The organism is Pseudomonas sp. PDM27 (assembly GCF_019219205.1).
In the GTDB taxonomy this organism is placed as follows: Bacteria; Pseudomonadota; Gammaproteobacteria; order Pseudomonadales; family Pseudomonadaceae; genus Aquipseudomonas; species Aquipseudomonas laurylsulfatiphila.
Window position 1 is genome coordinate 410253 of record NZ_JAHUWF010000004.1, and the last position, 24906, is coordinate 435158.

Annotated in this window: 17 protein-coding genes; 10 read left to right on the forward strand and 7 right to left on the reverse strand. The window is 60.0% G+C overall.

All coding sequences use genetic code 11. The features are described from left to right. Positions 1-8: 8 nt before the first annotated feature. On the reverse strand, positions 9-2420 hold the full coding sequence (locus tag KW838_RS12040; RefSeq protein WP_218501169.1) for a glucose/quinate/shikimate family membrane-bound PQQ-dependent dehydrogenase: 2412 nt from the start codon (positions 2418-2420) through the stop codon (positions 9-11). A 222-nt stretch (positions 2421-2642) separates the two neighbouring features. Further along, positions 2643-3935 (reverse strand): carbohydrate porin, encoded by a 1293-nt coding sequence (locus KW838_RS12045; RefSeq protein ID WP_371317829.1) that lies wholly within the window; start codon positions 3933-3935, stop codon positions 2643-2645. On the opposite strand from KW838_RS12045, the gene KW838_RS29880 reads away from it, so the two are divergent. From KW838_RS29880 to KW838_RS12055, 3 genes are all read left to right on the forward strand, one after another. Continuing rightward, positions 3912-4112 (forward strand): hypothetical protein, encoded by a 201-nt coding sequence (locus KW838_RS29880; RefSeq protein ID WP_371317830.1) that lies wholly within the window; start codon positions 3912-3914, stop codon positions 4110-4112. The two genes, KW838_RS12045 and KW838_RS29880, sit on opposite strands and share 24 nt — an antisense overlap. Before the next feature lie 256 nt (positions 4113-4368). After that, positions 4369-4599: a VF530 family DNA-binding protein gene (locus KW838_RS12050; protein WP_007975135.1), complete on the forward strand. Its 231-nt coding sequence runs from the start codon at positions 4369-4371 to the stop codon at positions 4597-4599. A 2-nt stretch (positions 4600-4601) separates the two neighbouring features. Beyond that, positions 4602-5243, forward strand: coding sequence for a Pr6Pr family membrane protein (locus KW838_RS12055; protein ID WP_102699086.1), 642 nt, complete (start codon positions 4602-4604; stop codon positions 5241-5243). 150 nt (positions 5244-5393) lie between these two features. Here the strand turns inward: KW838_RS12055 and KW838_RS12060 are convergent, their stop codons facing one another. Beyond that, positions 5394-6179: a siderophore-interacting protein gene (locus tag KW838_RS12060; protein WP_218501171.1), complete on the reverse strand. Its 786-nt coding sequence runs from the start codon at positions 6177-6179 to the stop codon at positions 5394-5396. After that, positions 6176-6751, reverse strand: a complete 576-nt coding sequence (locus KW838_RS12065; RefSeq protein ID WP_218501172.1) for a PadR family transcriptional regulator — start codon at positions 6749-6751, stop codon at positions 6176-6178. The genes KW838_RS12060 and KW838_RS12065 overlap by 4 nt, the downstream gene beginning before the upstream one ends. 519 nt (positions 6752-7270) lie before the next feature. Between KW838_RS12065 and KW838_RS12070 the strand changes: the two genes are divergently transcribed. The 6 genes from KW838_RS12070 to KW838_RS12095 all read left to right on the forward strand — a co-directional run bounded on the left by KW838_RS12070 (position 7271) and on the right by KW838_RS12095 (position 14330). Continuing rightward, positions 7271-7747 carry a CS1 type fimbrial major subunit gene (locus tag KW838_RS12070; protein WP_218501173.1) on the forward strand — a complete coding sequence of 159 codons (477 nt, stop codon included), beginning with the start codon at positions 7271-7273 and terminating at the stop codon, positions 7745-7747. 111 nt (positions 7748-7858) lie between these two features. Then, the gene (locus KW838_RS12075) at positions 7859-10381 is read left to right on the forward strand and encodes a CS1-pili formation C-terminal domain-containing protein (RefSeq protein WP_218501174.1); all 2523 of its coding nucleotides are present in this window, start codon (positions 7859-7861) and stop codon (positions 10379-10381) included. Between the two features lie 70 nt (positions 10382-10451). Then, entirely contained in the window at positions 10452-11678 is a 1227-nt protein-coding gene (locus KW838_RS12080) for a hypothetical protein (RefSeq protein ID WP_256358811.1), read from the forward strand. Positions 11679-11738: 60 nt separating this feature from the next. Continuing rightward, complete coding sequence (locus KW838_RS12085; RefSeq protein WP_218501176.1) at positions 11739-12482, forward strand: molecular chaperone; 744 nt, start codon at positions 11739-11741, stop codon at positions 12480-12482. A 63-nt stretch (positions 12483-12545) separates the two neighbouring features. Continuing rightward, positions 12546-13040 (forward strand): CS1 type fimbrial major subunit, encoded by a 495-nt coding sequence (locus KW838_RS12090; RefSeq protein ID WP_102699080.1) that lies wholly within the window; start codon positions 12546-12548, stop codon positions 13038-13040. 36 nt (positions 13041-13076) lie between these two features. Continuing rightward, positions 13077-14330, forward strand: a complete 1254-nt coding sequence (locus tag KW838_RS12095; protein WP_218501177.1) for a hypothetical protein — start codon at positions 13077-13079, stop codon at positions 14328-14330. Positions 14331-14393: 63 nt separating this feature from the next. On the opposite strand, the gene KW838_RS12100 is transcribed toward KW838_RS12095, so the two are convergent. The 3 genes from KW838_RS12100 to KW838_RS12110 all read right to left on the reverse strand — a co-directional run bounded on the left by KW838_RS12100 (position 14394) and on the right by KW838_RS12110 (position 22982). Beyond that, positions 14394-19043 (reverse strand): dermonecrotic toxin domain-containing protein, encoded by a 4650-nt coding sequence (locus KW838_RS12100; RefSeq protein WP_218501178.1) that lies wholly within the window; start codon positions 19041-19043, stop codon positions 14394-14396. A 171-nt stretch (positions 19044-19214) separates the two neighbouring features. Continuing rightward, positions 19215-22337, reverse strand: coding sequence for a transglycosylase domain-containing protein (locus tag KW838_RS12105; protein ID WP_218501179.1), 3123 nt, complete (start codon positions 22335-22337; stop codon positions 19215-19217). 186 nt (positions 22338-22523) lie between these two features. Next, positions 22524-22982: a transposase gene (locus KW838_RS12110; protein ID WP_218501180.1), complete on the reverse strand. Its 459-nt coding sequence runs from the start codon at positions 22980-22982 to the stop codon at positions 22524-22526. A 463-nt stretch (positions 22983-23445) separates the two neighbouring features. On the opposite strand from KW838_RS12110, the gene KW838_RS12115 reads away from it, so the two are divergent. Beyond that, the gene (locus KW838_RS12115) at positions 23446-24867 is read left to right on the forward strand and encodes an amino acid permease (protein ID WP_102699074.1); all 1422 of its coding nucleotides are present in this window, start codon (positions 23446-23448) and stop codon (positions 24865-24867) included. Positions 24868-24906: the final 39 nt, after the last annotated feature.

Consider the following 24906-nt stretch of genomic DNA (forward strand, 5'->3'; position numbering starts at 1 on the left):
GCTGAAACTTATTCGGACAGTTTGTACGCAATCACATAGTCACCCATTTTGGTGCCCAGTGAGCCGTGGCCACCGACGACCAACAGCACGTATTGCTTGCCGTCCTTGCCGGTGTAGGTCATAGGCGTAGCCTGACCGCCAGCCGGCAGGCGCGATTTCCAAAGCTCCTTGCCGGTGTTGACGTCATAGGCGCGCAGGTACTGATCCAGCGTGCCGCTGAGGAAGCCGACGCCGCCGGCGGTGACCATCGAACCGCCCATGCTTGGCACGCCGAGTGGCAGGCCGATAGGCAACGGCGAGCTGTCGCGGCTGGTGCCGTTCTTGCGTTTCCACACGACTTTATTTGTGGTCAGGTCGATGCCGGCCACGTAGCCCCAGGCCGGCGCCTGGCACGGTACGCCGAATGGCGACATGAACGGGTGCATGATCACCGCGTAAGGTGCGCCGGTGTTCGGTTGCACGCCCGCTGTTTCGCTCTCGCGCTTGCTGTCGGCCGCGACTTCGGCGCGAGGCACCATTTTCGAGACGAAGGCCATGTAGTTCGGGCTGGTGAACAGCATCTGGCGAACCGGGTCGACCGAAACGCCGCCCCAGTTGAAGACGCCGACGTTACCCGGATAGATCAGGCTGCCCTGTTCCGACGGCGGGGTGTACTGGCCTTCGTAGCGCAATTCCTTGAACTGGATGCGGCACAGCATCTGGTCGAACGGGCTGGCACCCCACATGGCTTTTTCGGTCAGTTCCGGGGCCAGCAGGTTCAGGTCCGAACGGGCCTGGGTCGGCGCGGTGTGGTCACCTTTCACGGCGCCTTGCGGAGCCGGGATTTCCTTGATCGGGATGATCGGCGTGCCGTCACGACGGTCAAGTACATACAGGCTGCCTTGCTTGGTCGGTTGGATCACGGCCGGCTTGATGCCGTCGGCGGTCTTCATGTCCAGCAGGGTTGGCTGACTGCCGACGTCCATGTCCCACAGGTCATGGTGAGTGAACTGGTAGTTCCAGCGTACCTTGCCGGTGGCCAGGTCCAGCGCGACCAGGCCGGCGCTGAACTTCTCGGCGCCCGGGGTGCGGTCTGCGCCCCACTGGTCAGGGGTCTGGTTGCCCAGTGGCAGGTAGACCATGCCGAGTTTTTCGTCGACGCTGGCCAGCGACCACATGTTGGCCGAGTTGCGGCTGTAGTGTTCGCCTTCTGGCAGTGGTTCGGTCGCGTCTGGATTGTTGCTGTCCCAGTTCCACACCAGATGACCGTCGTGTACGTCAAAGGCACGGATCACGCCGGAGGGCTCGTTGGTCGACTCGTTGTCGGTGACGTGGCCGCCCATGATCACCAGGTCACGGGTGATCGCTGCCGGCGAGGTGGCATAGTAGCCACCGGGAGTGAACGGGCCGATGCCCTGGGTCAGGTCAACCACACCGTTTTTACCGAAACCTTCGCAGACCTTGCCGGTATCGGCGTTGAGTGCGATCAGGCGTGCATCGGCGGTTGGCAGGTACAGGCGACGCGGGCAGGCCTGGGCGACGGCTTTTCCGGCTTCAGAGATGACGGCGGAGGCCGCGTTTTCAGACTGGGCGTAGGCCGCTTCGTCGTAGTACGACACGCCGCGGCAGGTCATGTGGGCGAAGCCCTTGAAGCCCACCGGGCTCTTGATCTGCGGGTCGAAACGCCACAGTTCCTTGCCGGTGTCCGGGTCCAGCGCCAGCACCTTGCTATGGGCGGTGCAGGCATAGAGCATGCCGTTGGCCTTGAGCGGGGTGTTTTCGTTGGTCAGCTCCACCGGGTCATCGGCGGTGGGCAGATCGCCGGTCTGGATGCGCCAGGCTTCTTGCAGCTTGCCGACGTTGGCCGGGGTGATCTGCTTGAGCGGCGAGTAGCGGTCACCGAATTCGCTGCGGCCATAGGCCTGCCAGTCGCCTTCGGGCATTTGCGGCGCGGTGCTGGTCATGTCCGCGGTGTCGCGGCCCAGTTCGCCCAAGGTCTCTCCCGGGTGGGTGAACTGGCTGGCCACGGCGGTAACACCGGCCAGGACCACGGCCACGCTCAAGGCGCCCGTACCCAGAGGGGCAGGGCCGTTGATCAGCAATGGACGACGGAACCACGGCAGCAGCATCACCACGCCGAGTGCGAACCACAGCGCCAGGCGCGGCACCAGTTGCCACCAGTCGAGGCCGACTTCCCACAGCGCCCAGACAGTACTGGCGAACAGCACCAGTGCGTACAGGCCCAGCGCCGCGCGGCGGGCGGCGATCAGCAACACGCCGCTCAGCGCAATGCCGATGCCGGCCAGCAGGTAGTACAGCGAGCCGCCGAGCATGCTCAGCTTGATCCCCCCGGCCAGCATGGCCAGGCCCATTAGCAGAAGCAGTATGCCGAGCAGGGTCGGCAACAGACGGCTTCGACCCAAGGCACCATCAGTGCTCATAGTGTGATTCTCCGTGATGTTTCAAGTAGTCCTGCGCCAGTTCACTGTAGATGACGATCCGGCGCGGGCAGGGTTCATAAAACCGGTGTGGTTGACGCAGTCCTTGTAGGAGCGAGCCTGCTCGCGAGAAACCTGAGAACGCCGCGGGGTGTCAGGCTCGAAGCGTTATCGTTGACGTCCATCGCGAGCAAGCTCGCTCCTACAAAGGTTTTGTGTGGTTGCTCAGAACGACGACTGGACCTTGATCCCGCCAATCAGCGCGTCATCGACTTCGTTTACGCCGCCGGGATGGCGGATGTATTGCAGGTTCGGGCGCACGGTCAGCCAGTTGGTCACGTGCACGCCGTAATAGAGTTCGGTGCTGTATTCGGTGTCCTGGGGCGGCAGGTAGGACGGATTGTCGTAGTCGAAAACGACATTGGCCTGGTTGGTCGCCTCGGCGTTCTTGCGATAGGCCGGGTTGACGTGGACGCGGGCCATGGCAAAACCGATGTCGTCCCTGGACCGGGCATCGAGCAGGCCTTTGTAGACGAGACCGGCCTGGACGTAGTTGTCGATGGCATTGGTCTTCTTGTCGTGCATCGTGCCGTTGGCGAACAGGCTCAGGCCGCGGGAATGATCGCTGGCCAGGCTGGTGACTTGCTGCTGGAGGCCCAGCCACATGCCGTGCTTGCTCGAGGCGCTGCGGTAGGCTTCGCCACTCAGGGCGGCAGGCTGGCCGTTGCTGTCCTTGTAGACGTCGGTGGCGTTGGCGCTGCTGTAGTAGTAACCGGCGCGGTATTCACCCGGCAGGCCGTTGAGTTTCGGCGTCCACACCAGTTCCACCGGCAGGACCGCGCCCTGGGTGCCGCTGCCGCTGAGCTTGAAGCCGTTATTGCGATCGAGGTTCGACGGGTTCTGTTCGTACGCGCCGACCTGTGCATAAAGCTCTGGCGTCAGGTGATATTTGACCCGCATCGCCCACTGGCTGACCGGCCAGTTGTACCAGATGTCACCCGCCCAGTTGCCGACCTGGGAGCCGCAGAACGCCAGGTTCTGGAAGTCGCAAGGGAAGCTGTTGAAGTCTTCGCCTTCGCCGAAGCGGCCGACCTTGATGTCGAGTTTTTCGTCGAAGAATTTCTGCTGGTACCACATCTGCGTCAGGCGCCAGGTCTGGCCGCGGCCCCAGACTTCCTGGGCCGAGGTGAAGCCGCCGACACGCGGATCGTTGATGCGGTCGTTGCTGATGTTGTTGCCGCTGCGTTCGGTGATGGTCAGCTGGAACTCGGCATCGTCCCAGCCGAGGATTTTCTGCAAGTCCAGATGGGTGCCCAGGCCGAACTGGTCGCTGTAGCGGGCGGTGCGGTCGTGGTCGTAGCCGCCATGCAGATTGCTGCCCATTTCACCGGTGTAATCGGCTTTGAAGTCGTAGCCTTTTTCCGCAAGTTCGCTGCGAGTGCCGTTCCAGTCGCCGAGAATCCACGGTGAATCGCTATCGAAGGCAGGAGCCGAGTGAGCGCAAGTGGCAAGGCCCAAAGCGGTGAGTCCGCCTATCAGGCTGAAGGTTTTTCGGCAGGCAACAGGTTTGAAGACAGCGCTGTCTTTCGAAAGCTGGAAATCAGGCATAGAGAAGAAATTCTTGATCTTTTTCTGGGGATTGAACGGAAGAAATGGCTAGCAGAAGCGTTTCAGCTAAAGCGGGTGCAAGGATAATGATCTGTTACAAATAGAGAAAGGGCTTTTACTGACATGCAGCCTTTCGGATTTGGTAACAGTTGTAGGAGCGAGCTTGCTCGCGATGGTCGCTAACGATAACGCGTTCATTCCGGGTTGACGCGTTTTCGTTCGAGTCCATCGCGAGCAAGCTCGCTCCTACAAGTTCACCTACATTTGATAGATCGCTTCCACCCGACGAAACCCTCGGCTATGGTGCGCGACTTCCAATTCCCACTCTGCTTAAAGGCCCGGCATGACCGAACACAACATCGACCCGCTGCACGGCGTGACGCTGGAGCAAATCCTCAACGCCCTGGTTGAACATTACGAATGGTCGGGGCTGGCCGAACGCATCGATATCCGCTGCTTCAAGAGCGACCCGAGCATCAAGTCGAGCCTGACGTTCCTGCGTAAAACCCCCTGGGCGCGGGAGAAGGTCGAACGTCTGTATGTGAAGTTGATGCGCACCAAACGACCGCTCTGAACATGGTCAATCCTTGCGTGTTGCGCCGCCGTTTTGTGGTCGTGGCTGCCATGCTCGGCTGGGCGGGATTGAGCATCCAGATGTACCTGATTTTCTATTCGCGCTGGACGCTGGGGGCCAGCCTGATCGGTGGGCTGGTGAGTTTTTTCAGCTATTTCACCGTGCTGAGCAACACCCTGGTGGCGACGGTGCTGACCTGTGAACTGACGTCCCGCGAGTCCGCCGCGCGACGCTGGTTTTTACAGCCCTGGGTCATGAGTGGCGTTGCTGTGAGCATCACTGTCGTCGGCCTGGCGTACAGCGTATTGCTTCGTCATCTATGGCATCCCGAAGGCTGGCAATGGCTGGCCGATGAGCTGATGCATGACGTCATGCCGCTGCTGTTCCTGGGGTATTGGTGGTTCTGTGTACCGAAAGGCTCGGTGCGCTGGGGGCATATCGCGTTGTGGGTGATTTATCCATTGGTGTACTTCGCTTACTCGTTGCTGCGCGGGCATTTGCTGGCGACTTATCCGTACCCGTTCATCGATGTGGACAAACTGGGTTATCCACAGGTGTTCATCAACGCCGGGGGATTGTTGCTGGGGTTTGTGGTGATTGCGTTGTGGGTGGTGGCGCTGGATCGGTGGCGCGCTCGAATGTAGGCACTTTTGTGGCGAGGGAGCTTGCTCCCGCTGCACTGCGCAGCAGTGCTGAAACCTGCAACCGGGTTGTGTCTGGATAACTTCGGTTGCTGATTTTGCGACTGCTTCGCAGCCGAGCGGGAGCAAGCTCCCTCGCCACAGGTAAGGTGGTCACTCCTCGTCAGTGCCATCCAGCCGCCAGTAACCCACCGCCTTGACGAATTGATCATCCAGCCCATGCTCATCGAGCAACACCCGACGAATCTGCCGCGACACCTTGCTCTCGGTCGCCACCCACGCGTACAGGCTGCCCGCCGGCACCTGGATCTGGCGCACGGTGGTCAGCAGATTGTCCTTGCCACCTTCGCGCAGCACCCAGATCACATTGACCTCGGCAGCGCTTTCCAGCACTTGCTGCTCCTTGCCGTTTTCCACTTCCACGATCACCAGCGCACGGCGGTTGGCCGCCAGGCTTTCGAGGCGCCGGGCGATGGCGGGCAGGGCGGTTTCGTCGCCGATCAGCAAGTAGCTGTCGAACATGTCCGGCACGATCATCGAACCCCGCGGCCCGCCGATGTGCAGGAACTGCCCCGGTTTGGCCTGTTCGGCCCAGGTCGAGGCCGGGCCGTCGCCGTGCAGCACGAAGTCGATGTCCAGTTCCAGCGTGTTCAGGTCATAGCGGCGCGGCGTGTAGTCGCGCATCTCGGGCAGCGGGCCGTTGTCCTTGCCGGCGCCCAGCACCAGGGTTTCCAGTGCCGCAGCCTGCTCGGCGTTCTGCGGGAACAACAGTTTGACGTGATCGTCCGTACCCAGGCTGACGAAGCCTGCCAGCTCCGGCCCGCCCAGGGTAATCCGGCGCATGCGCGGGGTCAGGTCGACCACACGCAACACCTCCAGGCGACGGCGTTTGATCTCATGCATGACGCGGTGAATGGATTGCGCGATCACTTCAGTCATTCGGCTTTCTCCTGAACGGGTTGAACGGCAGGGCCGTCGACGATGGCTTTGGCGGTGTCGTTGAGCAGGGCTGCAACGCGCTGGATTTCTTCCGCGCTCCAGCGGCCGTGATGCAGTTGCAGGGCATGGCGCAGGTTGTGCACCGCCTCGTGGATTTCGGCCGGGCGATCATGGCCGCGCAACGAACGCTTGCTGACATCGATGCGCACCCGCACACCTTCAAGGGCGACGGCTTGATCGGTCAGGGACTGGCGTCCGGCGTCGGTCACGCTGTAGCGTTTTTTGCCGCCTTCGGCATCGCCGGTAATCAATTCGCTTTCTTCAAGAAACGTCAGGGTCGGGTAGATCACGCCGGGACTGGGACTGTAGGCGCCATCGAACATGCCTTCGATCTGGCGGATCAGGTCGTAGCCGTGGCACGGCTGTTCGGCGATCAACGCCAGCAGCAGCAGTTTCAGGTCGCCGGGGGCAAATACCCGCGGGCCACGCCCACCGCGTTCGCGGCCAGGGCGTTTCTCGAAGCCGTCGCGGCCGTCGCCGTGTTCGCGGTGGGGGGAATGATGGTCTCTCATTTTTTGCGTTCTCTCTCGTCGTGTTTAGATACAACTTAAGATATATCTTTAGTGATTCGCAAGACCCCCCGACCAACGGCTGATCACCACGCGAGGCGAAACCGCCACTGAAAATGGCGCTTTCGCGGCTCCGAAAATGGCTTTTAGAACAGGCGAACAAGTTGGAATTAGTGTTAACTCTCTAAATTGCCGATTCACGCCTTAATACATTGGATTTGTAATATCCCTCCTACAGAAGTTACTGTGTCGTTGTCGACCTTAAATGCCTGTAATTTGGCTTTATGTAGTCTTGATCTGACAGTCGAACAGTGACTTTATCAATATTAAAGTATTTTTCATGCCATGGTCGTGGCCCTTTGGCTACGCGCTTTGAGGAACTTGCCTGCTTACTTTCCAGATTGTTTGAACGATCATCTTTCGGCGTTGAGAGTTGCGCTGGAACATCACTGCTCGTGACTGTTTTGCTTCAGCGAAACTTTCAATACTTAGATCCTTTTTTTAAACGACAGGTACTGAAAGATGTTCAAGAAAATCGCGTTCGCTGCTCCTCTGGCTGTTCTGGCACTGAGTTCCTCGATGGCGTTTTCCGCCACCGAAGCCAAGCACTCCATCAGCATTGTGGCCCATGTTCCATCCGACGATTTCTACGCGGTGCCGGTTGATTCGGACCTGGTCAACAAGGACCAGGACATGAGCTACAACCCGGGCACTGACTCCATGAAGACCGTCGACGGGCACTTTGATGTGCTGCACACCGCCGGCAAAGTGAACGCCCGCCTGGAAGGCGTGCCGAAACTGATCGCCGGAAACAAGACCATTGACTTGAAAGTCGAGCTCAACGGTAAAACCCTGACCACCACTTCGCAGGAAGTTGTTGGCGAAGCTGAGTCCAACGTCCGCTATCGCGCACCGTTCAAGATCAGTGCACTGGGCGGTAAACCTGATGCAGGTGATTACACCGGTGTCGTCATGCTGGTCGTTGAACCTTCCGTATAAGTAACAGCTGCGACGGTAAAACGTTTACTTGCTCAAAGTAACGTAACCGGTCGGCAAACTATCAAGTTTGCCGACCGGGCTTTGACTTCCTTGTAATCAGAGTATTTGTTCATGTTCCCGATGACGCCCATCGCGGCAACGCTTGCGTTGCTGTTATGTAGCAGCGCATTTGCGGCGCCGACTTCCGTTGATAATACGCCTCGAAGTTTACTGGCCCAGGCCAAGGGTCTGCCGGCCGATTTCGAGGAACATTTCTTCGATGTGCCATTGGCCGTGCGGATCGAGCTCGATCAACAACCCCTTGGCGAGGCGATGATCGTGTTGTCCCGGGATGACCGGGTCACCTTGCTCGATTTCACCGATACCAGCGACAGCCGTTTCAGCGTCGGCGAACGCGACACCTGGGCCGGCATTCTTAAACCCGGCGTGGCATTGGGCACCTGCAGCGGCCAATGCCCCGAGCAGATGCTGGCGGTGCACTACAACCTGGAAAACTCATTGCTGTCGATCGTCACCGAAAATGCCGAGCGCGACACTGAGGCCAAGCGTTTCTACGATCAGCCCGAAGGCGGCAGCAACGGCCTGATGGTGCGCAACCAGCTCAACCTCAACGGCGGCCAGGGTCAGGACCTGGGCGGACGTTATGGCCTGGAGGCCAGCGGCAGCCTGGGCAACTGGAGCCAGACCTTCAACATGCAACTGGCGCGTCTCGGCGGGCCGGATGACAAGACTTATCACGCGGTGCATGAGCTCTACACCCAGCGCGAACTGCAAGGCAGTTTTTTCCGCCTGGGCTACTTCACCCCCAATTCCGAAGGCCTTACCCGCCAGCCCCGTTCGTTCGGCACCAGCCCCGACACCGCCGTGGGCGTGATGTACGGCAGCTCCGACAGCCTGGCGATCGACAGCCCCAAACCCAGCGTTTATCCGATCTATGTCACCGCCAATCGCCAGGCGTCGGTGGAAATTTATCGCGATGGTCTGCTGCTCAACACCCAATCGGTGCCCGCCGGTTTGCAAACCCTCGATACCCGCCCGTTGCCCGGCGGCATCTACGATGTGGAAGTGCGCTTGATCGAAGACGGCCAGGTCACCTCGACCACTCAGGAGCTGATCTACAAACCGACCAACTGGCGCAACGTTGAGGAGCGCTGGCGCTACAACCTGTTCGCCGGCCAGGAAAGCAAGCTGCTGAGCAACTGGGATCAACAGGACAGTGGCGATGCGACGGCGGGTGCCGCGATCAATTACCTGCTGCACCCACGGGTCATCCTCGGGCTCTCGGCACGTCAGGTGCGCAACACGCTGCAGTACGGCGGTTCCATTGACTGGAGCCTGGCCAACAGCGTCAGCCTCTATGCCAATCTGTACCAGACCGAAGACCACGGCACCGGCGCCGATCTGCAAGCGCTCTACAACTATGGTTCCGGCAGTCTGGTGGTGAGCCACAACCGTAGCTGGCTCGACACCACCAACACCTACGACACGCTGCCCGACGGCACCCGTGTGCGCCAACGCAATGTGTTCACCGGCGAGACCAGCAATTCATCGCTGGCGCTGAACCACCGCATCAGCCGCAAGAGTTCGCTCAACGCGCGGGTCTCCCACAGTGACGGCAACGTCGAAGGCGTCGGCGTCGACCTGGGCTGGACGCAGCGCACCATGCTGCTGGGCAGCGACGCCAACTGGCGGTTGTCACTGTTCGATCGGCCCGGCAGCTACAGCAGCGGCGATGCGCGCAATCGCGGGGTCGACCTGAGCATCAGCGTGGCGCTCGGCGGGCCGGGGCAGCAGGTTTCCGGCAGCATCGGCAGCCGCACTGCCCGTGATGGCAGCCGCGACACCAACGCCTCGCTCGGTTATCGCAAAGACCTGCAAGACCACATCCTGCAGAGCGTCTCGGTGACTGCGCTGACCGACACCTACGGCGTCGGCCTGTCGAGCCTGGCGAACTTTCGCACCGACGCGATCAACGGCGACGGCTTTATCCAGCGTTCGTCGTTCAACGACAACTTCACCGGCGGCTTGAACCTGGACAGCACCGTGGTCGTCGGTGGCCAGCGCATGGCCCTGACCAGTCAGCATCAAGGACGAGGGGCCGGGATGATTGTCGATGTCGAGTCCGATATCGACGGCATCGCGTTACGCGCCGACGACCTCAGCGGCGGCAGCGCGGCATTGCGTCCGGGGCGCAATTTCATACCGCTGACGGCCTACAGGAACAGTTCCGTGAGCTTCGATTTCGAAGGCAATCACGCGCCAGCGGCCAACATTGAGCCGGCTCGCACCCGCTACCACCTGAACAAGGGCGGCGTGGAGTACCGCAAGGTCTACGTGATGAAAACCCTGACCGTGCTCGGACGTCTCGTCGATCCACAAGGCCGGCCGCTCAAGGGCCACCACGTGATCAACCACGCCAGTCGTGGGGTGAGTGAAGTCGATGGCTTCTTCTCGATGGAAATGCATGCCGGTTCACCGACCCTCGAAGTGCGTTACGCCGACCAGTTGCTGTGCCAGTTCCGGCTCGATACCGACAAGCACCGCAGTGAAAACAACGTGTTGATGATCGGCGATCTGCGGTGCTCGCCGGACACCTTGGCGGATGCCGGTTTCAGCACGCAGAAGTCAGGTTGAGCGACAGCCGATGTACAAAATTTCGAGGGTTGGATCAATGATGCATATGTCAGGAGCAACGGGCTCGCTAATGAGCCGCTTCACCCTCCTGGGCGTGTTGATGGTGTTGTTGCCCTCATCCGCCGAGGCCGTAACTCAGGAGATCAGGGCGGTGTTCAAACCGGACCCCGCGAATCCTCAATTCAACGCGTTCAAGAACACGACCCCGGTGAGTGGTTTTTGTCTTGATAACCCGAGCCAATGTCAGGCTACAAATTTGTTCAGTCTGCGCTTGCCCATTCAATCCTATTCGAACGCGACCATTCAGGGGGAGCACACCAATGAGCGGCAGGGCGCGATGTTCAATATTCCATCGCAGTGGGAGACGATTACCGTGACTCATCCGACTGCCCCGCCGCAGGTCGTGAAATTTCGCGTTGCCGGAATGGGTGTGTCTTACAAGCTACCGCTGCCAGCGCCAGAGCTGACGAACGGGGCAGGGCACGATTATCTTTTTGCAGGGGGGATCTGGAGCTATGCCGGCCCCCCATGCACAGGCTTGGCTGGTGCGGGCAACGACATCGGGTTCAACAGTTTCTGGAGGCATCCGATCGACGCGGGCGTTTGCGCCAAGCGAGCGATGTTCGATATTCCCCAGCCTTTCAAGTACGAAACATTCGACTTTACCTATGAGCTCATTACCCCCGACCCCCTTGCCATGGTCTCGGGTCAATACACCGGGCAGCATGTGTTTCGAGTGGGGCCGAATCAGGACTTTGACCTGGGTGACGTGATGGTCCCGAATGACGACGTCATCGTTCTGGATTTCCACCTCGACGTCGAGCATGAGCTCAAAATCGACATCCCCCCCGGTGGCGAAAAAATCCACTTGCTGCCCGCCGGTGGCTGGCAAAGCTGGCTGGCGGCAGGGCGCCGCCCAGTGACGTTGTCTCGCGACCAGACATTCAATATCTCCGCCTCATCGTATTTCAAGATGCAGCTGAGATGTGGAGTCAGCATGGATGAGAGGACCGAATGCGCGATTAATAATTCTGATGAGAATCGTCGAGTCCCGGTGTTCGTCAGCGTCAGCCTGCCTCCCGGTTTGACCGACCTCTCCGGGCAACCGGTCCGGCGCCAGCGATTGCGGCCGGGTCCGGAGAATGCCCTGCAGTTTAAACCCGGTTTTTATGTGGACCGGGCACCTGGCACTTTGCATTTCGAAATCCCGCCCCTTTGGGTGGAACAGATGGTGCGGCCTGGCGTGGCCAGCCGCTATTCCAGCGGTGTTTATGTGATCTGGGATTCAGAGATCTGACGGGCTGCGCCTCGAAAAATAGAGCCAGCACTGTGTTCAATGTCGTGGGGTTTTAAGGTTATGAAACGTCTGTTGCTAATGGTGGGTTTGAGCGGTTTTTCCCTGGGGCTTCAGGCCGGGCCGCAAATCAATGTCGGAACGGTGTACGACTATCTGGATGGCGACAAAAGCACCTACCTCAAGCGCGTGTTCAACAGCGGTGACAGCACGGCCTTCGTCAAGGTCAACATTCTGGAAATCGTCTACGACGCCGAGGGCACGCCTAGCGAAGTGCCGGTCAAAAGCGACCCGGGCGCAACATCGCGCGACGGGCTGATGGCCAGCCCCGCGCGCCTGATCATTCCGGCCAACGGCATGCAGGGCACGCGCCTGTTGTTCATGGGCGAGCGCGACACCGAGCGCTATTTCCGCGTGCGCTTCATCCCGGTGGTGCCGGAAAAGGAAGACGAGTTCGCGGTGTCCAGCGAAGAGCGCGAGGACTACAAAAAAAATCTCTCGGCCGGCGTCAACGTCATGACCGGGTTCGGCACGGTGTTCTTCGTCAGGCCGAACAACAGCCGGTACGACAGCCAGATCGAGAACGGCGCCAGCACTTATCGCATTCGCAACAACGGCAATACGTCGGTGGTGGTCGACGAATTCCGCAACTGCTCGATCAAGCAGGAAAACGAATGCGAGCCCACCACCAAGCACCACATCCGTGCGGGAAAAGAGTTCGCATTCGACAAGAAGCCGGGACGTGAATACCGCTTCAACCTGGTCGAGGGCGCATCGAAAAAGGCCTTGCGCATTGCCAGCCAGTAACCACCGGCACACATGCGTGGCCGCCATTGCCCGCCGCTTTTTTTGACGTAACAGGTACCTGAAATGATCAAGCTATCGGCCATCGCCCTGGGGACAGGCGTCGCGGCACTGATGAGTTCCCTGGTATTCGCCGCCCGCGAAGAGCACCGATTCGAAGTGTCGGTGGATATCCCGACCTTGGGTTTTTATGTGATACCGGCCGAGTCGAACTGGATTCATCTCGAGCAGACCCTGCCGTGGAACATCCACACCTCGACGCTGGAAGGACTGCGCAAGAACTTCGACGTCAAGCACGACACCAGCGCCATCCACGCGCGGCTGGAGAGCGAGCCCTACCTGTCCAACGGCCGCGACGAGCAGAACATCTACTTGCTCGTCAGCTTCAACGGCAAGACGTTGAGCCACGACCCGCAACCCCTTGAAGTGCTCTCGCGCGAGCAGGCTGTCGCGGGCGGGCGCTTTGCCCTGCAGATCCAGCCGAAGGTGCCCGCGGGCGGGTACAAGCCGGGTCGCTACTACGGCAACGTGAATCTGGTCTTCAGTGCGGCGGCGCCTTGAACCCGGCCATTCGTTGTAATATCGGAGAGAGCTTTCATGAATCTCAATACTTGTCTGCCGGGATGGCTGTGCTTGCTGGTGTTGTTTGTGCCGACTTCGGCCGAGGCGGTGAATCAGGAAATCAGGGCATTGTTCATGCCCGACTCAGCCAATCCGCAAAGCAACAAGTTCATCAATAAAACACCGTCCAGTGGCTACTGCGCGGATGCCCCCAGTGAATGCCGGGACAACGAGATGTTCAGCATCCGGTTGCCCATGCGCTTCGAATCGAACAGAGCGATGCAACCTGATGATGTGTCGCGTAATAGCGCCATGTTCAAAGTACCTGCGCAGTGGCGGACATTGACGGTGACCAACGTGGCTACGCAGGAATCTGAAAAAGTCGAGGTGCGTATTGCCGGCATCGGTTCCCGATACGCCCTGAGCGATACGGCCGCGAATCTGACAGGCGCACCGAGTGCGGCGCAAGGACACCAACGCTTGTGGTCGGGGGGCGTGGCAGGTGCCTGGGTCAACGCGTCACCTCCCTGCCTGTACAGCGGTGTCGGGTTCTATACGGATCATGCGTTTCGTTTTTTCTGGAAAACTCCGGTTGAAGCGGCTTGTGTCAAAACAGCTAAATTCCTGGTACCGGCAATGTCCTATGAATACCTGGATTTCGCCTACGAGTTGCGAACGCCAAATCCTCTTGGCATGTCGTCGGGACTTTACACCGGTGACCTGAGCTATCGTATCGGTCCCGGCGGGGACTTCGACATGGGCGATGTGATGCTGCCAACCGACAGTGATTTGACCTTGAGTTTTGTACTGGACGTGCAGCACACCTTGAAAGTCGATATTCCACCGGGCGGCAACAAGGTCCAGTTGGTCCCCGCTGGTGGCTGGCAGAGCTGGTTACAATCGGGGCGCAGGCCGACGCGTTTGTTCCGGGACCAGACCTTCAATATCTCGGCATCATCGCGCTTCAAGATGCAGATGGAGTGCCAGTTCAGTGGCTTCCCATACGAATGCATGTTGAATGATCCCGTCTCCAAGCGATCGGTCGAGCTTCAGGTCAGCGTCAGTCTGCCCAATGGCCTGACGGACCTGTCCGGGCAACCGGTCAGGCGTCAGCGCCTGCGAACCGGGCAAGCCCAATCGCAACAGTTTCAACCTGGTTTCTATGTCGATCGGGCGCCTGGGACTCTGCATTTCGAAATTGCGCAAAACCAGATGGAGTTCATGCTGCAACCGGGCGTGGCCAGCCGCTATTCGGGCAATGTCACGGTGATCTGGGATTCGGATATCTGAGGTGGATGCGGCAAACCTGAGCGCAATGTATGCCGCCAGGTTTGCCTCACGATGCAATCGCTATTACAACCCGGCCCTGCTCAACGCCGCGCGCGTCAAACGCCTGGACAGTTCTTTTTCGCCGTCCCATAGATCGACGAGGAACCGGTCGAAGTTCGCGTCACTTATCGGTTCATCGGCAAAGACAACCGTCTCGGGAACCGGCAGGTCGTTGGCCAGGTCTTTCAGCCTGTTGCGCAATGCCGCTCGTTCCACATCCGTCAATTGCGTGGATTCGACCCATTCGCGCTGGGTGGATCGCAGGGTCTCCAGCCACTCGTATTTGTTCAGATACTCTCGTTTGTTCGCCTCGATCTGAACAGGGTAATTTTCACCCAGCCAGGTTTCCCAGAATGCCTGCTCAAGCATTTTGTTCACCAGTCCATCACCTTCGCCCAGCGCCAGCACCGTGTCGTACGCCTGATCGATCATGGCGTCGGTGACACCGGACACCGGCCTGAACAGCATGCCTTCGGATTGCCAGGGCAGCTGCAAGCGATCCGCCAGACCGGTCTGATAAGCCAGATAGACCTCGACATCGTCCGGGTCGCCGCCACGGCTGGCGACATCGGCGCGGGCAATCTCATTGACGTGCTCCAGCCGCGCGGCGCCTTTGGCCAGGGTGACCAGTTTGCGTTCCAGCTCAGCGGGGTCCGTGGAGTAGGAGTAAGCCTCGGAGGCGAGCACCTGAATGCCCATGTTGTTGAACAACTGCGCCCCGGCATCGGCGCAATCGACCGGGGCGATTGCCATGGTGTAGAGCTTTTCCCGCAGTGCGCTGTCGATGTAGACGGCATCGAGCATGCGCACCACGCGCTGCAGCAGTTGCCTGCGGGGTTCGCCACCGAGGCGATAGTCAGCGGAGTTTTTCGTTTCGTGCACCACGGTCAGGAACCGATGGGCCTGCGGGTCGTCGGTCAGTTCAAGCCAGTGAGTCTCCCGGTCTACTCCCCAGCCGGGCACATCGGTCCAGTTGTTCGGGTCGATGGCGTTGACGGTCACGGTTGTCGGACTGGTGGATGCCTCGAGGGGCTCCGGCGGCAAATTCAGTGAACGGCGGATTTCCTGATATCGCAGCTGGTTCAGCTCCGACAGACTGGCGACATCCAGTCGGGTACGCGCGATCACCCAGGCGCGTGCCGAGCCGGGGACGACTTCGGGAATCAGGTCGATGGGATTTTTCCGCAGGTCCAGCAAGAAGCCGCGCGGTCTGGTTTTCGCCAGCGTGCCCTCGGGCCATGTGGTCAGCCCGGTTTTTTTCAGGCCCACGACTTTCAGCCTCGGCATGCGGCTGATGTCTGGCGACAACCCCAGCGGATTACCGTCGAGCCTGAGGATTTCCAGGTAGGTCAGGTCCTTGAGTTGTTTGACGGCGCCGGCATCCAGCACGATCGCGTTATCGCTCAATTGCAGTCGTTCCAGTCGGTGCAGGGAGCCGATGCTGTGTGGAAGACGGGTCAGGTCGCAACGTCTGGCGCTGAGTTCGCGAAGGTTCGGGAAGGCTTTGAGCAAGCCGTTCGCCTCGCTGGAAAACCGCGTATTGCCGAGTTTCAGGACGGTGATTTTGTCGAGGAACTTTTGCAGCTCCGGGGGGCGTTTGGACCACCAGGTTTCCAGGCTCAGGGGCAGCATCTCGGTGGAGAGATCCAGTGCGTAGCTGTCCGGGTCGCTACGGTTGCCAATTTCCGAGTATTTACGCTTGAAGCTCTTGAGCAGGCATTCGGCGATATGTTGGCCGCCTTCATCACGAAAAGCAGTGCTGTACGGCCCCCAGGTGTTTTCTTGCATGTATTCCCAACGATTGAGGATCACGCGCAGTTCATCGAGCTCGTTTTCCCGCTGCTCGATGGCTTGCATCGGCTCGCCTTTGGCGATCAGGGCATTGGCGAAGGCATCGACTTCGCGGTCACTGAAATCCTTGTGCAGGTCGAGGATACGCTCGTGCAGGGTTTCACCGGCCCGGCTGGTGAATGCGCCTCGCACCAGCAGCAGTGTCTGATGCTCGGGCACGGCGCGGATGGGCGGTGCGGCGAGTATCGTTCGACGTTCGCCGAGAGGCTCGATCTTGACCATGGCCCACTGCCTGAGGCGTTCGGCGTCCCCCGCCTTGAAGCCCAGCGCGTTTTGCCCATTGTGCTGGGTCGCCTGCAGCAAGGCTTCGAAAAAACCCTGCGCTGCATGGATCGGCTGATTCGACCCGTCACGCACCTCATAATTTCCCGCGTCATCATGAATCAATACCCGGACCCGCGCTGCGCTCTCAGGCCCGGCGCTGCAGCGCAGTTCACCGTCGAATGTGCCTTCCCTGATCTCGACGCGCAGCTCACCGAAGGTGTCGCTGTTGATGCGCAAGGTGCCCAGCACCAGGCGTTCTGTGTCGATGTTGATCAACGCGTCATCGTACAGACCGTGGGCGGCGCGCACCGATTGCGTCTCGAATTGCAGTTCCCGCGCCAGGCCTTTCAGGCGCAGCGGCAGGCGTTTTTTCTGCTCGATCTGTTGGCGTTCCGCGGCGCTGGCGTTGGCGAGAATGCCTTGCGCCACCGTGTCGGGCAGGTCGGGGAATTCGCTGAACAGTGCAACGCTGTCGGCGGGTAGCGGGGTGCTGGCAGGCACGGGTGAGCCCAGGCGTTGCAGGGTATCGGTCAACAATGGCGGCGGTGCCGAGTTGTCCATGTGCATCCGCCGCAGTGCGGCTTCATGGGTGCCGCTGATCTGGCGAATCTGTTCCAGTTGTTCATTGTCGAAACCATCGACGCTGTGGCCGAGGCGACGCATCAGTGTCGAGCCTTGCCACTGGCGCGGGTTTTCCGTTTCGCAGACCCAGGCCCCGTGACCATTGTGGCGCAGGGTCGGTGCGTAGGCATCGAAACGCTGCGGATGGCGGATGCGCTGTTGTCCGGTGACCGGATCTTCCAGCACTTCGAAGTGTTGATCGTTCAGGCGCAGGATGCGCCGGCCCTGATGCTGGTGAAGACCCTGTGCATCAGGCCGGGCGTCCGCGGGTAAGTCCACGTCGGTGCGTTGATAGGGGTTGAGGTCTGGGTTCCACAGACGGGTCTCACCATTGGCCAACTGCACCGGTTTCAAGCTTTCGAAAAACGGCGAGAGTTTCGCTCTTGCGACGTTGCCGATCGCGCCTCCCGCGGCGAACGCACCCAGTTGCACAACGCTTTGCAGTACGCCGATGGCTTGCTCGCCAGCCTCGGCGACACGGCCTTCGGCCAAATCGACGAGGCCCTCGACCACCTCATCGGTCAGTTGATACGCGGTGTAGGCCAGCATCAGTTCACCCATGCCGGGCACCAGTGGCGTCACCACCAGCAACGCGGCATTGAGAATGCCCGAGAGCATTTTTTCCAGGTTGTCCCACCAGGCCCAGCGGGCCATGCGGTCGGCGTACTCGGTGGAAATCGCGATGTCCCATGCGTCGTTGAGTACCTTGTTGATTTTTTGTCGGTGGAAGTAGCCCCACAGGTCGCCGTTGAAAACAGTGTCCCGATCGTTCCTGACGCTCGACAGCTGAAATTGCAGGTTGGGGTTATCCACCGGCGTCTCCCGCCAGCTCGGCAAGTTGGAGCCGGCCGGGGCCGGTTGCCATTTGACCTTGCTCAGTCGGTCGTTCAACCCGGCAAAGAAATGCCCGCGCTGCTGATGGGGCACGAACTGGCTGAAGAATTGTTGGTAGCTGCGGGGGGCGCTGGCATCGCGCAGCTGGCGTGTCAGTTCGGCCATGAATTCGAGCGACGACGGGTACTGCTTGAGCGGGTGCTGCGGGTCATGGGGAACATAGGCGATCACGGGCACGGGATCGGTCGCGGTGTTGGCATCAGGGGCGATCAGCACGATGCCGGTCAGGTGAATGTCCATCATCGACAGGTTGTAGCAGTCGATGGAGCGGCCGCTCCAGCGCAGGTTCTTGCGGTCATCGAGCAGTCCCTGCACCAGGTCAAAGGCATCCTGCCCGATGTCGTTTTTCATCAGCGCCATGTTCGCCGCGATGTTGAGCGCGGTCTTGTGGCTGAGGCTGACTTTGTGGCGCAGGACGTTGCTGGCCACCCGGTTATGCGGCAGCAGGAAATCTCTCAGGTGTTGTTGGTAACGGCTGCCGATATCCAGTTCGCGGCACAGCGACTTGAACTGCTCGATACTCAGCTTGTGCTTGAGCTGTACCACGCTGAAATGCCCGCGTACTTCGGGGCGGGTGATGAATTCGGAGTCCTGGGTGAACGCCTCGTCACTGGAAAAATTGTGCAGGGCGGCATCCAGCAGCGAGACGGTACGGCTGGTGGTTGCGCCGGTAAAGTTATGACCCCATGACTGTGCTGGTGCATACAGCCGCAACCAGGTCTCTTCGACGTCATCTTCAACACCGAAACGTTCGTTCAGTGCCTGTTGCAACAAGGGTTTGGCGAAGGCGTAGACATCCTGCAGTTTGCTGAGCGCTCTATCGACATCGTTTTGCGCGTTCCAGCCGAGCTTGATCCCCTGTTTCAAACGCTCCTGTAACGCTTTTGCGGCGTCAGCCTGCCAGTCGGGAATGCTTACCCGGTCAGCTTTCAGTGCGTTGATACGGGTGAGTGAAGCCTCTGATAGCCAGGAGGGGATGGCCTTCCTGACCAGGTCGAAGTGGATGCTTTGATCCGGGTCTGAAATTCGATGTGGGTGGGGCATTGCCTGATCGTCCGTTGATCATGGATGGAGTGATCAGGCTAGGCAGGCGACAACCGCAAAAAAAGCGCAAAAACCGGTTCGGAACGACGTCGATTGCGCCCCGAACCCGGTAAAAATCAGGAGTGAAAAATACATAGTTACTGCCACGCGTGCGTATCTGCCGATCCATGCCTAGCGGCGGGCGGTTGCCTCGGTTGCCGCCTTTGGCTGGCACATCGTGTGGGTGCCCGGTTGCAGGTACGGCGTCAGGATCGGCGCCATGCCCTTGAGCACCTGCACCGGCAACGCCGAGGTGAAGGTGAAGTTCTCCGCCGAGCGGCCCGGCACGAACGCCGTCAGTGTGCCGAAATGGTTATCGCCGATGTAGAACACGAACGTGGCTGTGCGGTTGAGCGATTTGGAGCTCAGGATCCGCCTGCCCGAACCGATGGCTTCGATGCGGTTGTCACCGGTGCCGGTCTTGCCGCCCATCGCCAGCGGGCTGCCGTCGGCCAGTTTGAAACTGCCGGACACGCGTTTGGCCGTACCGGCATCCACCACTTGCGAAAGGGCTTCGCGCATGGCCGTGGCGACTTCGGATGGCATCACCCGTTTGCCGACGTCGGGGTCATTGATCAGTTGGGTTTCATAGGGTGTGTGCGCGGCGAAATGCAGGCTGTCGATACGCAGGGTCGGCATGCGCACGCCATCGTTGAGGATGGTGCCGATCAATTCGGCCAAGGCGGCGGGACGGTCACCGGAGCTGCCGATGGCGGTGGCCAGCGACGGCACCAGGTGGTCGAACGGATAACCGACTTTCTGCCAGCGCTGGTGAATGTCGAGGAATGCCTCGATCTCCAGCATGGTGCGGATGCGACTGTCACGGGCGCCCTTGTGCCGGCTTTTGAACAGCCAGCTGTAGACCTCCTGGCGCTCGAACTGGCTGGCTTTGACGACGTCGGCCCACTTGGCGTCGGGGTGATTGAGCAAGTAGCCCATCATCCACAGGTCCAATGGGTGAACCTTGGCGATGAAGCCCTGGTCCGGCAAGTCGTAGGCGCCGGGACCGTAGGCTTCGTAGAGCCGCACGAGACGTTCGTCAGTGAGTTTTTCCGTGAGCTTGGCCCCCGTCAGGTGCGAGCGCACGAAGGCGTTGAAGCTTTCCTGGCTGGCCTGTGGCAACAGGTAGCGATGGACGGCGGCCATGCGGATCGGCGTCGGGCGCATGCCGTCCAGGAAGGTTTCGAGCCGTTCCTGGGTGTCCTTGTTCCTGTACTTCTTCCAGAACTTGAGCAGGAACGAAGTGCCTTCGCGGTCGGCGAATTCGGCCAGGTATTCCTGGCGCCGCGGGTCGCGGTCGTCCTTGAGCAGTTCGGCACTGCTGTTGGGGCCGGAGTAGGTGGTGTAGCGCACCAGGTCACGCATCAGGCGAATGAACGGCAGGTTGATCGACTCGCGCAGGGCGTCGCGCAGGGTCGGTATCCGGCCGTTGTCTTCCTTGCGGAAGTTGTTGAACACATGCAGGCCGCCCCCGGTGAAAAACGCCTCGCCGGGGCTGGCGGAGTATTTGCGGTCCAGGGCTGCACCGAGCATTTTTTTCAGGTCGCGGTCCTTGTTTTCGATCAGGTAATCAACCGCCCAACGGCTCAGGCGGTCCTGATCCGGCACCTCGACTTTCTTCAGTTCCGGAACGGCCATGCCGGCGTATTTGTCGTGCAACTCGGCGATGATTTGCAGGTAGGTGGTCAGCACGCGCATTTTCGCGGTGGAACCCAGTTCCAGTTTGCTGCCTTCATTGATGTCGAAGGGCTGGTCGGTGCTGTCGGTCTGTACCCGAACCCGCGAGCCGTCCGGGGTCAGTTCGAACAGGGTGAAGCTGTAGCGCACCTGGGTGGTGCTGGTAGTGGTCAGCAGGCGTTCGCCGATCAGGCCGATTTGCGTGGCAAACTCAGGGTCGGCGAGTTTTTTCAGGTACGTGGTGGCCTCGGATTGCAACTCGCCCTGCAGGGTGCTGGTGGCGGAGAGGTCAAGGCGGTCGAGGTCATACAGCGGGCGGTTGAGCATGCCGGCCAGACGGCTGCGCGCCACGCTGATGCCCTTGTTGGTTTCGATCGGTTGCATGGTCGGCTGGGTGGCCCAGTCGCGGTAGGTCACTTTGCTGGCCAGGGCGGCGGCGGCGAAATCGGCGTCGATCACATGGTTTTGCGCCAGCAGGCGAATATGGCTGTCGGTGAGGTCGGCCAGTTCGTCATGGCCCTTGGTCAGGTAATGCGACGGGCGGCGCTGCGCAATCATCAACGACAGCATTTCACGCAAGGCCAGGCCTTTTTCCGCCATGGTTTTTGGATCCGTCGCGGTGCTGTTCAGTACCTTGTTGGCGCTATCGAAATCGGAGCCGTACCACACACGCAAACCCTCAGCCATGCCATGCACTTCACCGTGGCCCGGTACGGCTGACAACGGCACGCTGTTGAGGTAGTCGCGAACCACGTTCTGCCGCGCTTCGAGGGTTTGTGGCCCGGCCTGATAGGCGCGCACGGTGGCAGAAATCATCTGGCGGATTTTTTCCGCGCCATTGACCGTCAAGCCATCGGGGGAGTGCCGGTACTTCTCCAGTTGCGTGGCCAGGGTACTGCCACCGGCGGACTGGCCAGGCACGTGCAACATCTTGGCCAATTGGGACCACGCCGCCATACCGAACCGCGGCCAGTCCACCGCCGGGTTGGCGAGCGGCTGCCTGGGGTCGAGCAGGAAGCGGTTCTCGATGAACAGCAGGCTGTTGACCACCACCGGCGGGATCGAGGCAAAGGTTGAGTAAAGCTGCTGCGGGTAGTTGTACTGGTACAGCGGCGCTGCGCGGCAATCGGTGATCGACAGCCCGGCCTGGATTTTTTCGGCATAAGGCACGAACAGGCCTTTGTCGGTGTACTTCAACAGCTCTGGAGAAAAGCGGGATTGCGCTTCAACGACGAAGTTGCGCTTGATCAGGCGCGGCAGGAACTCATCCAGCGAGCTGTAGCCCAGGCGCCGATCGAACGGGCCGTCGCCCGGATAGCGAATCGCATCGCTGGGGCCGGGTTTGAGCTCATAGTTCAGTGACGCGGCATATTTGCTGACTTCCCGGGCCTGGAACCTCGAGGTGCGCATCTCCCTCATGGCGGCCAGCCCCACGACAATCGCGATAATCAACAGCAATAGCCAGAACGCTCCCCATCCGTGCCTGGAACGACGGGGTTTTTCAGGTATAGGCGCTTCATCCACACTCTCAGTCGGAACCACGGTTTTACTCGAATCGGTTTGCCATAAAGCGCCCATAGTCGACTGATCCATTCACGCAGATTGATCGGACTTGACTCAAGCTTAGACGGTGGTTGGCGAGGGTGAAAAAAATGTGAAGGGCAAAATGATGCACGGACGCACCGACAATCAGGCCAATTGAAGCACTTGTGGCGAGGGGGCAAGCCCCCTCGCCACAAAGAGCTTGATCCATGGGCGCTGCGTTTACAGCCAGCACGCATCCCAGAGCGGGTAGTCGCCAATTTTATCCACAAGCCCAGCCCTGAGTGGATTGGCAACAATGTAGCGAGCGAACGGTAGAAGGTCCTCTCCATCGCGAATGGCCCGGTCGTGGTAGCCGGATTGCCAGAAGGCTCCACTTTCGTTCAATGCCCGGTTGATGGTGTGGGTGCTCCGGGATTTGATGGCTTGCATGAGTTGCGCCAGCGTTTGCTGCTCAAGCTGGATCAACCAGTGGAAGTGGTCCGGCATGATGACCCAAGCCATTGAATCGACCCATTTTTGATCATGGGCTCGCCTGAGCTCTTCAACCAAAAGGCGTCCAACCCGCCAGTTTGCGAATATTCGGCGGCGCTGATGCACGACTGCGGTTAACAGATAGCCCCGTCCTGGTTCTGAGTACCGTCCGTAACGCAGTCGATGAGAGTTTGGATGTGGGTGCATTCCGTTGCGTCCTTTAACTGTTGTCTAAGTACGCTAGCTCCTCGTTTTCCTGCTTGACCCTGTATTGGCTGAGTGAAATCTCCCAACTCATTGAAGGATTCGGATCCAGGTAGCGCTGTTGTGGCGAGGGAGCTTGCTCCCGCTGGGCTGCGAAGCGGCCCCAAACCCTGCAACTACAGTTACAGGTTTTGCGCCTGCTGCGCAGTCGAGCGGGAGCAAGCTCCCTCGCCACAGTAGATAGCTGTCTGAAACACCTGAGTTAGAGCATTCCAGGCTTTGGCAGGGGCATGACGATGCACCATTGTTGTGCAATACTCGGCGCCGCTTTTCCCACTGATCTTGCGGGTTTTTCCTACAGGACGGCGTTGCCCACGAGGCAGGGCCGGTTCGGGAGGCGATGGCTTATCGGCCTGCGCTTCGCCACTCGGTGGTCATATCCAATAACAAGACGAGGTTGTCCCCCATGCCCGTAGGCAATCACCTGCCCCAAGGCGAGACCGCTCAGGGCGGTCCGCTCAAACGTGAACTTGGCGAGCGGCATATTCGCCTGATGGCACTCGGTGCCTGTATCGGCGTCGGCCTGTTCCTGGGCTCGGCCAAGGCCATCGAAATGGCCGGCCCGGCCATCATGCTGTCCTACATCATCGGCGGTCTGGCGATCCTGGTGATCATGCGCGCCCTCGGCGAGATGGCCGTGCACAACCCGGTTGCCGGCTCGTTCAGCCGTTACGCTCAAGACTACCTGGGCCCGTTGGCGGGCTTCCTGACCGGCTGGAACTACTGGTTCCTGTGGCTGGTGACCTGTGTCGCGGAAATCACGGCCGTGGCGGTGTACATGGGCATCTGGTTTCCCGATGTACCGCGCTGGATCTGGGCGCTCGCTGCGTTGATCAGCATGGGCTCGATCAACCTGATCGCGGTCAAGGCTTTCGGTGAGTTCGAGTTCTGGTTTGCCTTGATCAAGATCGTCACCATCATTGCGATGGTGTTCGGCGGCATCGGCATCATCGCCTTCGGTTTCGGCAATGACGGCGTGGCCCTGGGGATTTCCAACCTGTGGACCCACGGCGGCTTCATGCCCAACGGCGTGCAAGGCGTGTTGATGTCCCTGCAAATGGTGATGTTCGCTTACCTCGGCGTGGAGATGATCGGCCTGACCGCCGGTGAGGCGAAGAACCCGCAGAAGACCATTCCGAACGCGATCGGCTCGGTGTTCTGGCGGATTCTGCTGTTCTACGTCGGTGCGTTGTTCGTGATCCTGTCGATCTACCCGTGGAATGAAATCGGCACCCAGGGCAGCCCGTTTGTGATGACCTTCGAGCGTCTGGGCATCAAGACTGCGGCGGGTATCATCAACTTCGTGGTGATCACGGCGGCGCTGTCGTCCTGCAACGGTGGCATCTTCAGTACCGGGCGCATGCTCTACAGCCTGGCGCAGAACGGCCAGGCCCCGGCCGGCTTTGCCAAGACCTCGAACAACGGCGTGCCGCGTCGTGCATTGCTGCTGTCGATTGGCGCGTTGCTGTTGGGCGTGTTGCTGAACTATCTGGTGCCGGAAAAGGTGTTTGTCTGGGTGACGGCCATTGCCACCTTCGGCGCGATCTGGACCTGGGTGATGATCCTGCTGGCCCAGCTCAAGTTCCGCAAAGGCCTGAGCGCCAGCGAAGCGGCCGGCCTGAAGTATCGCATGTGGCTGTATCCGGTCAGTTCGTACCTGGCGCTGGCGTTCCTGGTGCTGGTGGTCGGCCTGATGGCGTACTTCCCGGACACCCGCGTGGCGTTGTATGTGGGGCCTGCGTTCCTGGTGCTGCTGACGGTGTTGTTCTACGTGTTCAAGCTGCAACCGACCCATGTGTCGCAGGGGGCGGTGCGTTCGGTTTCGTGAATGTGCCCCGGTCCATTGGCCGGGGCTTTTTTTGAAGAT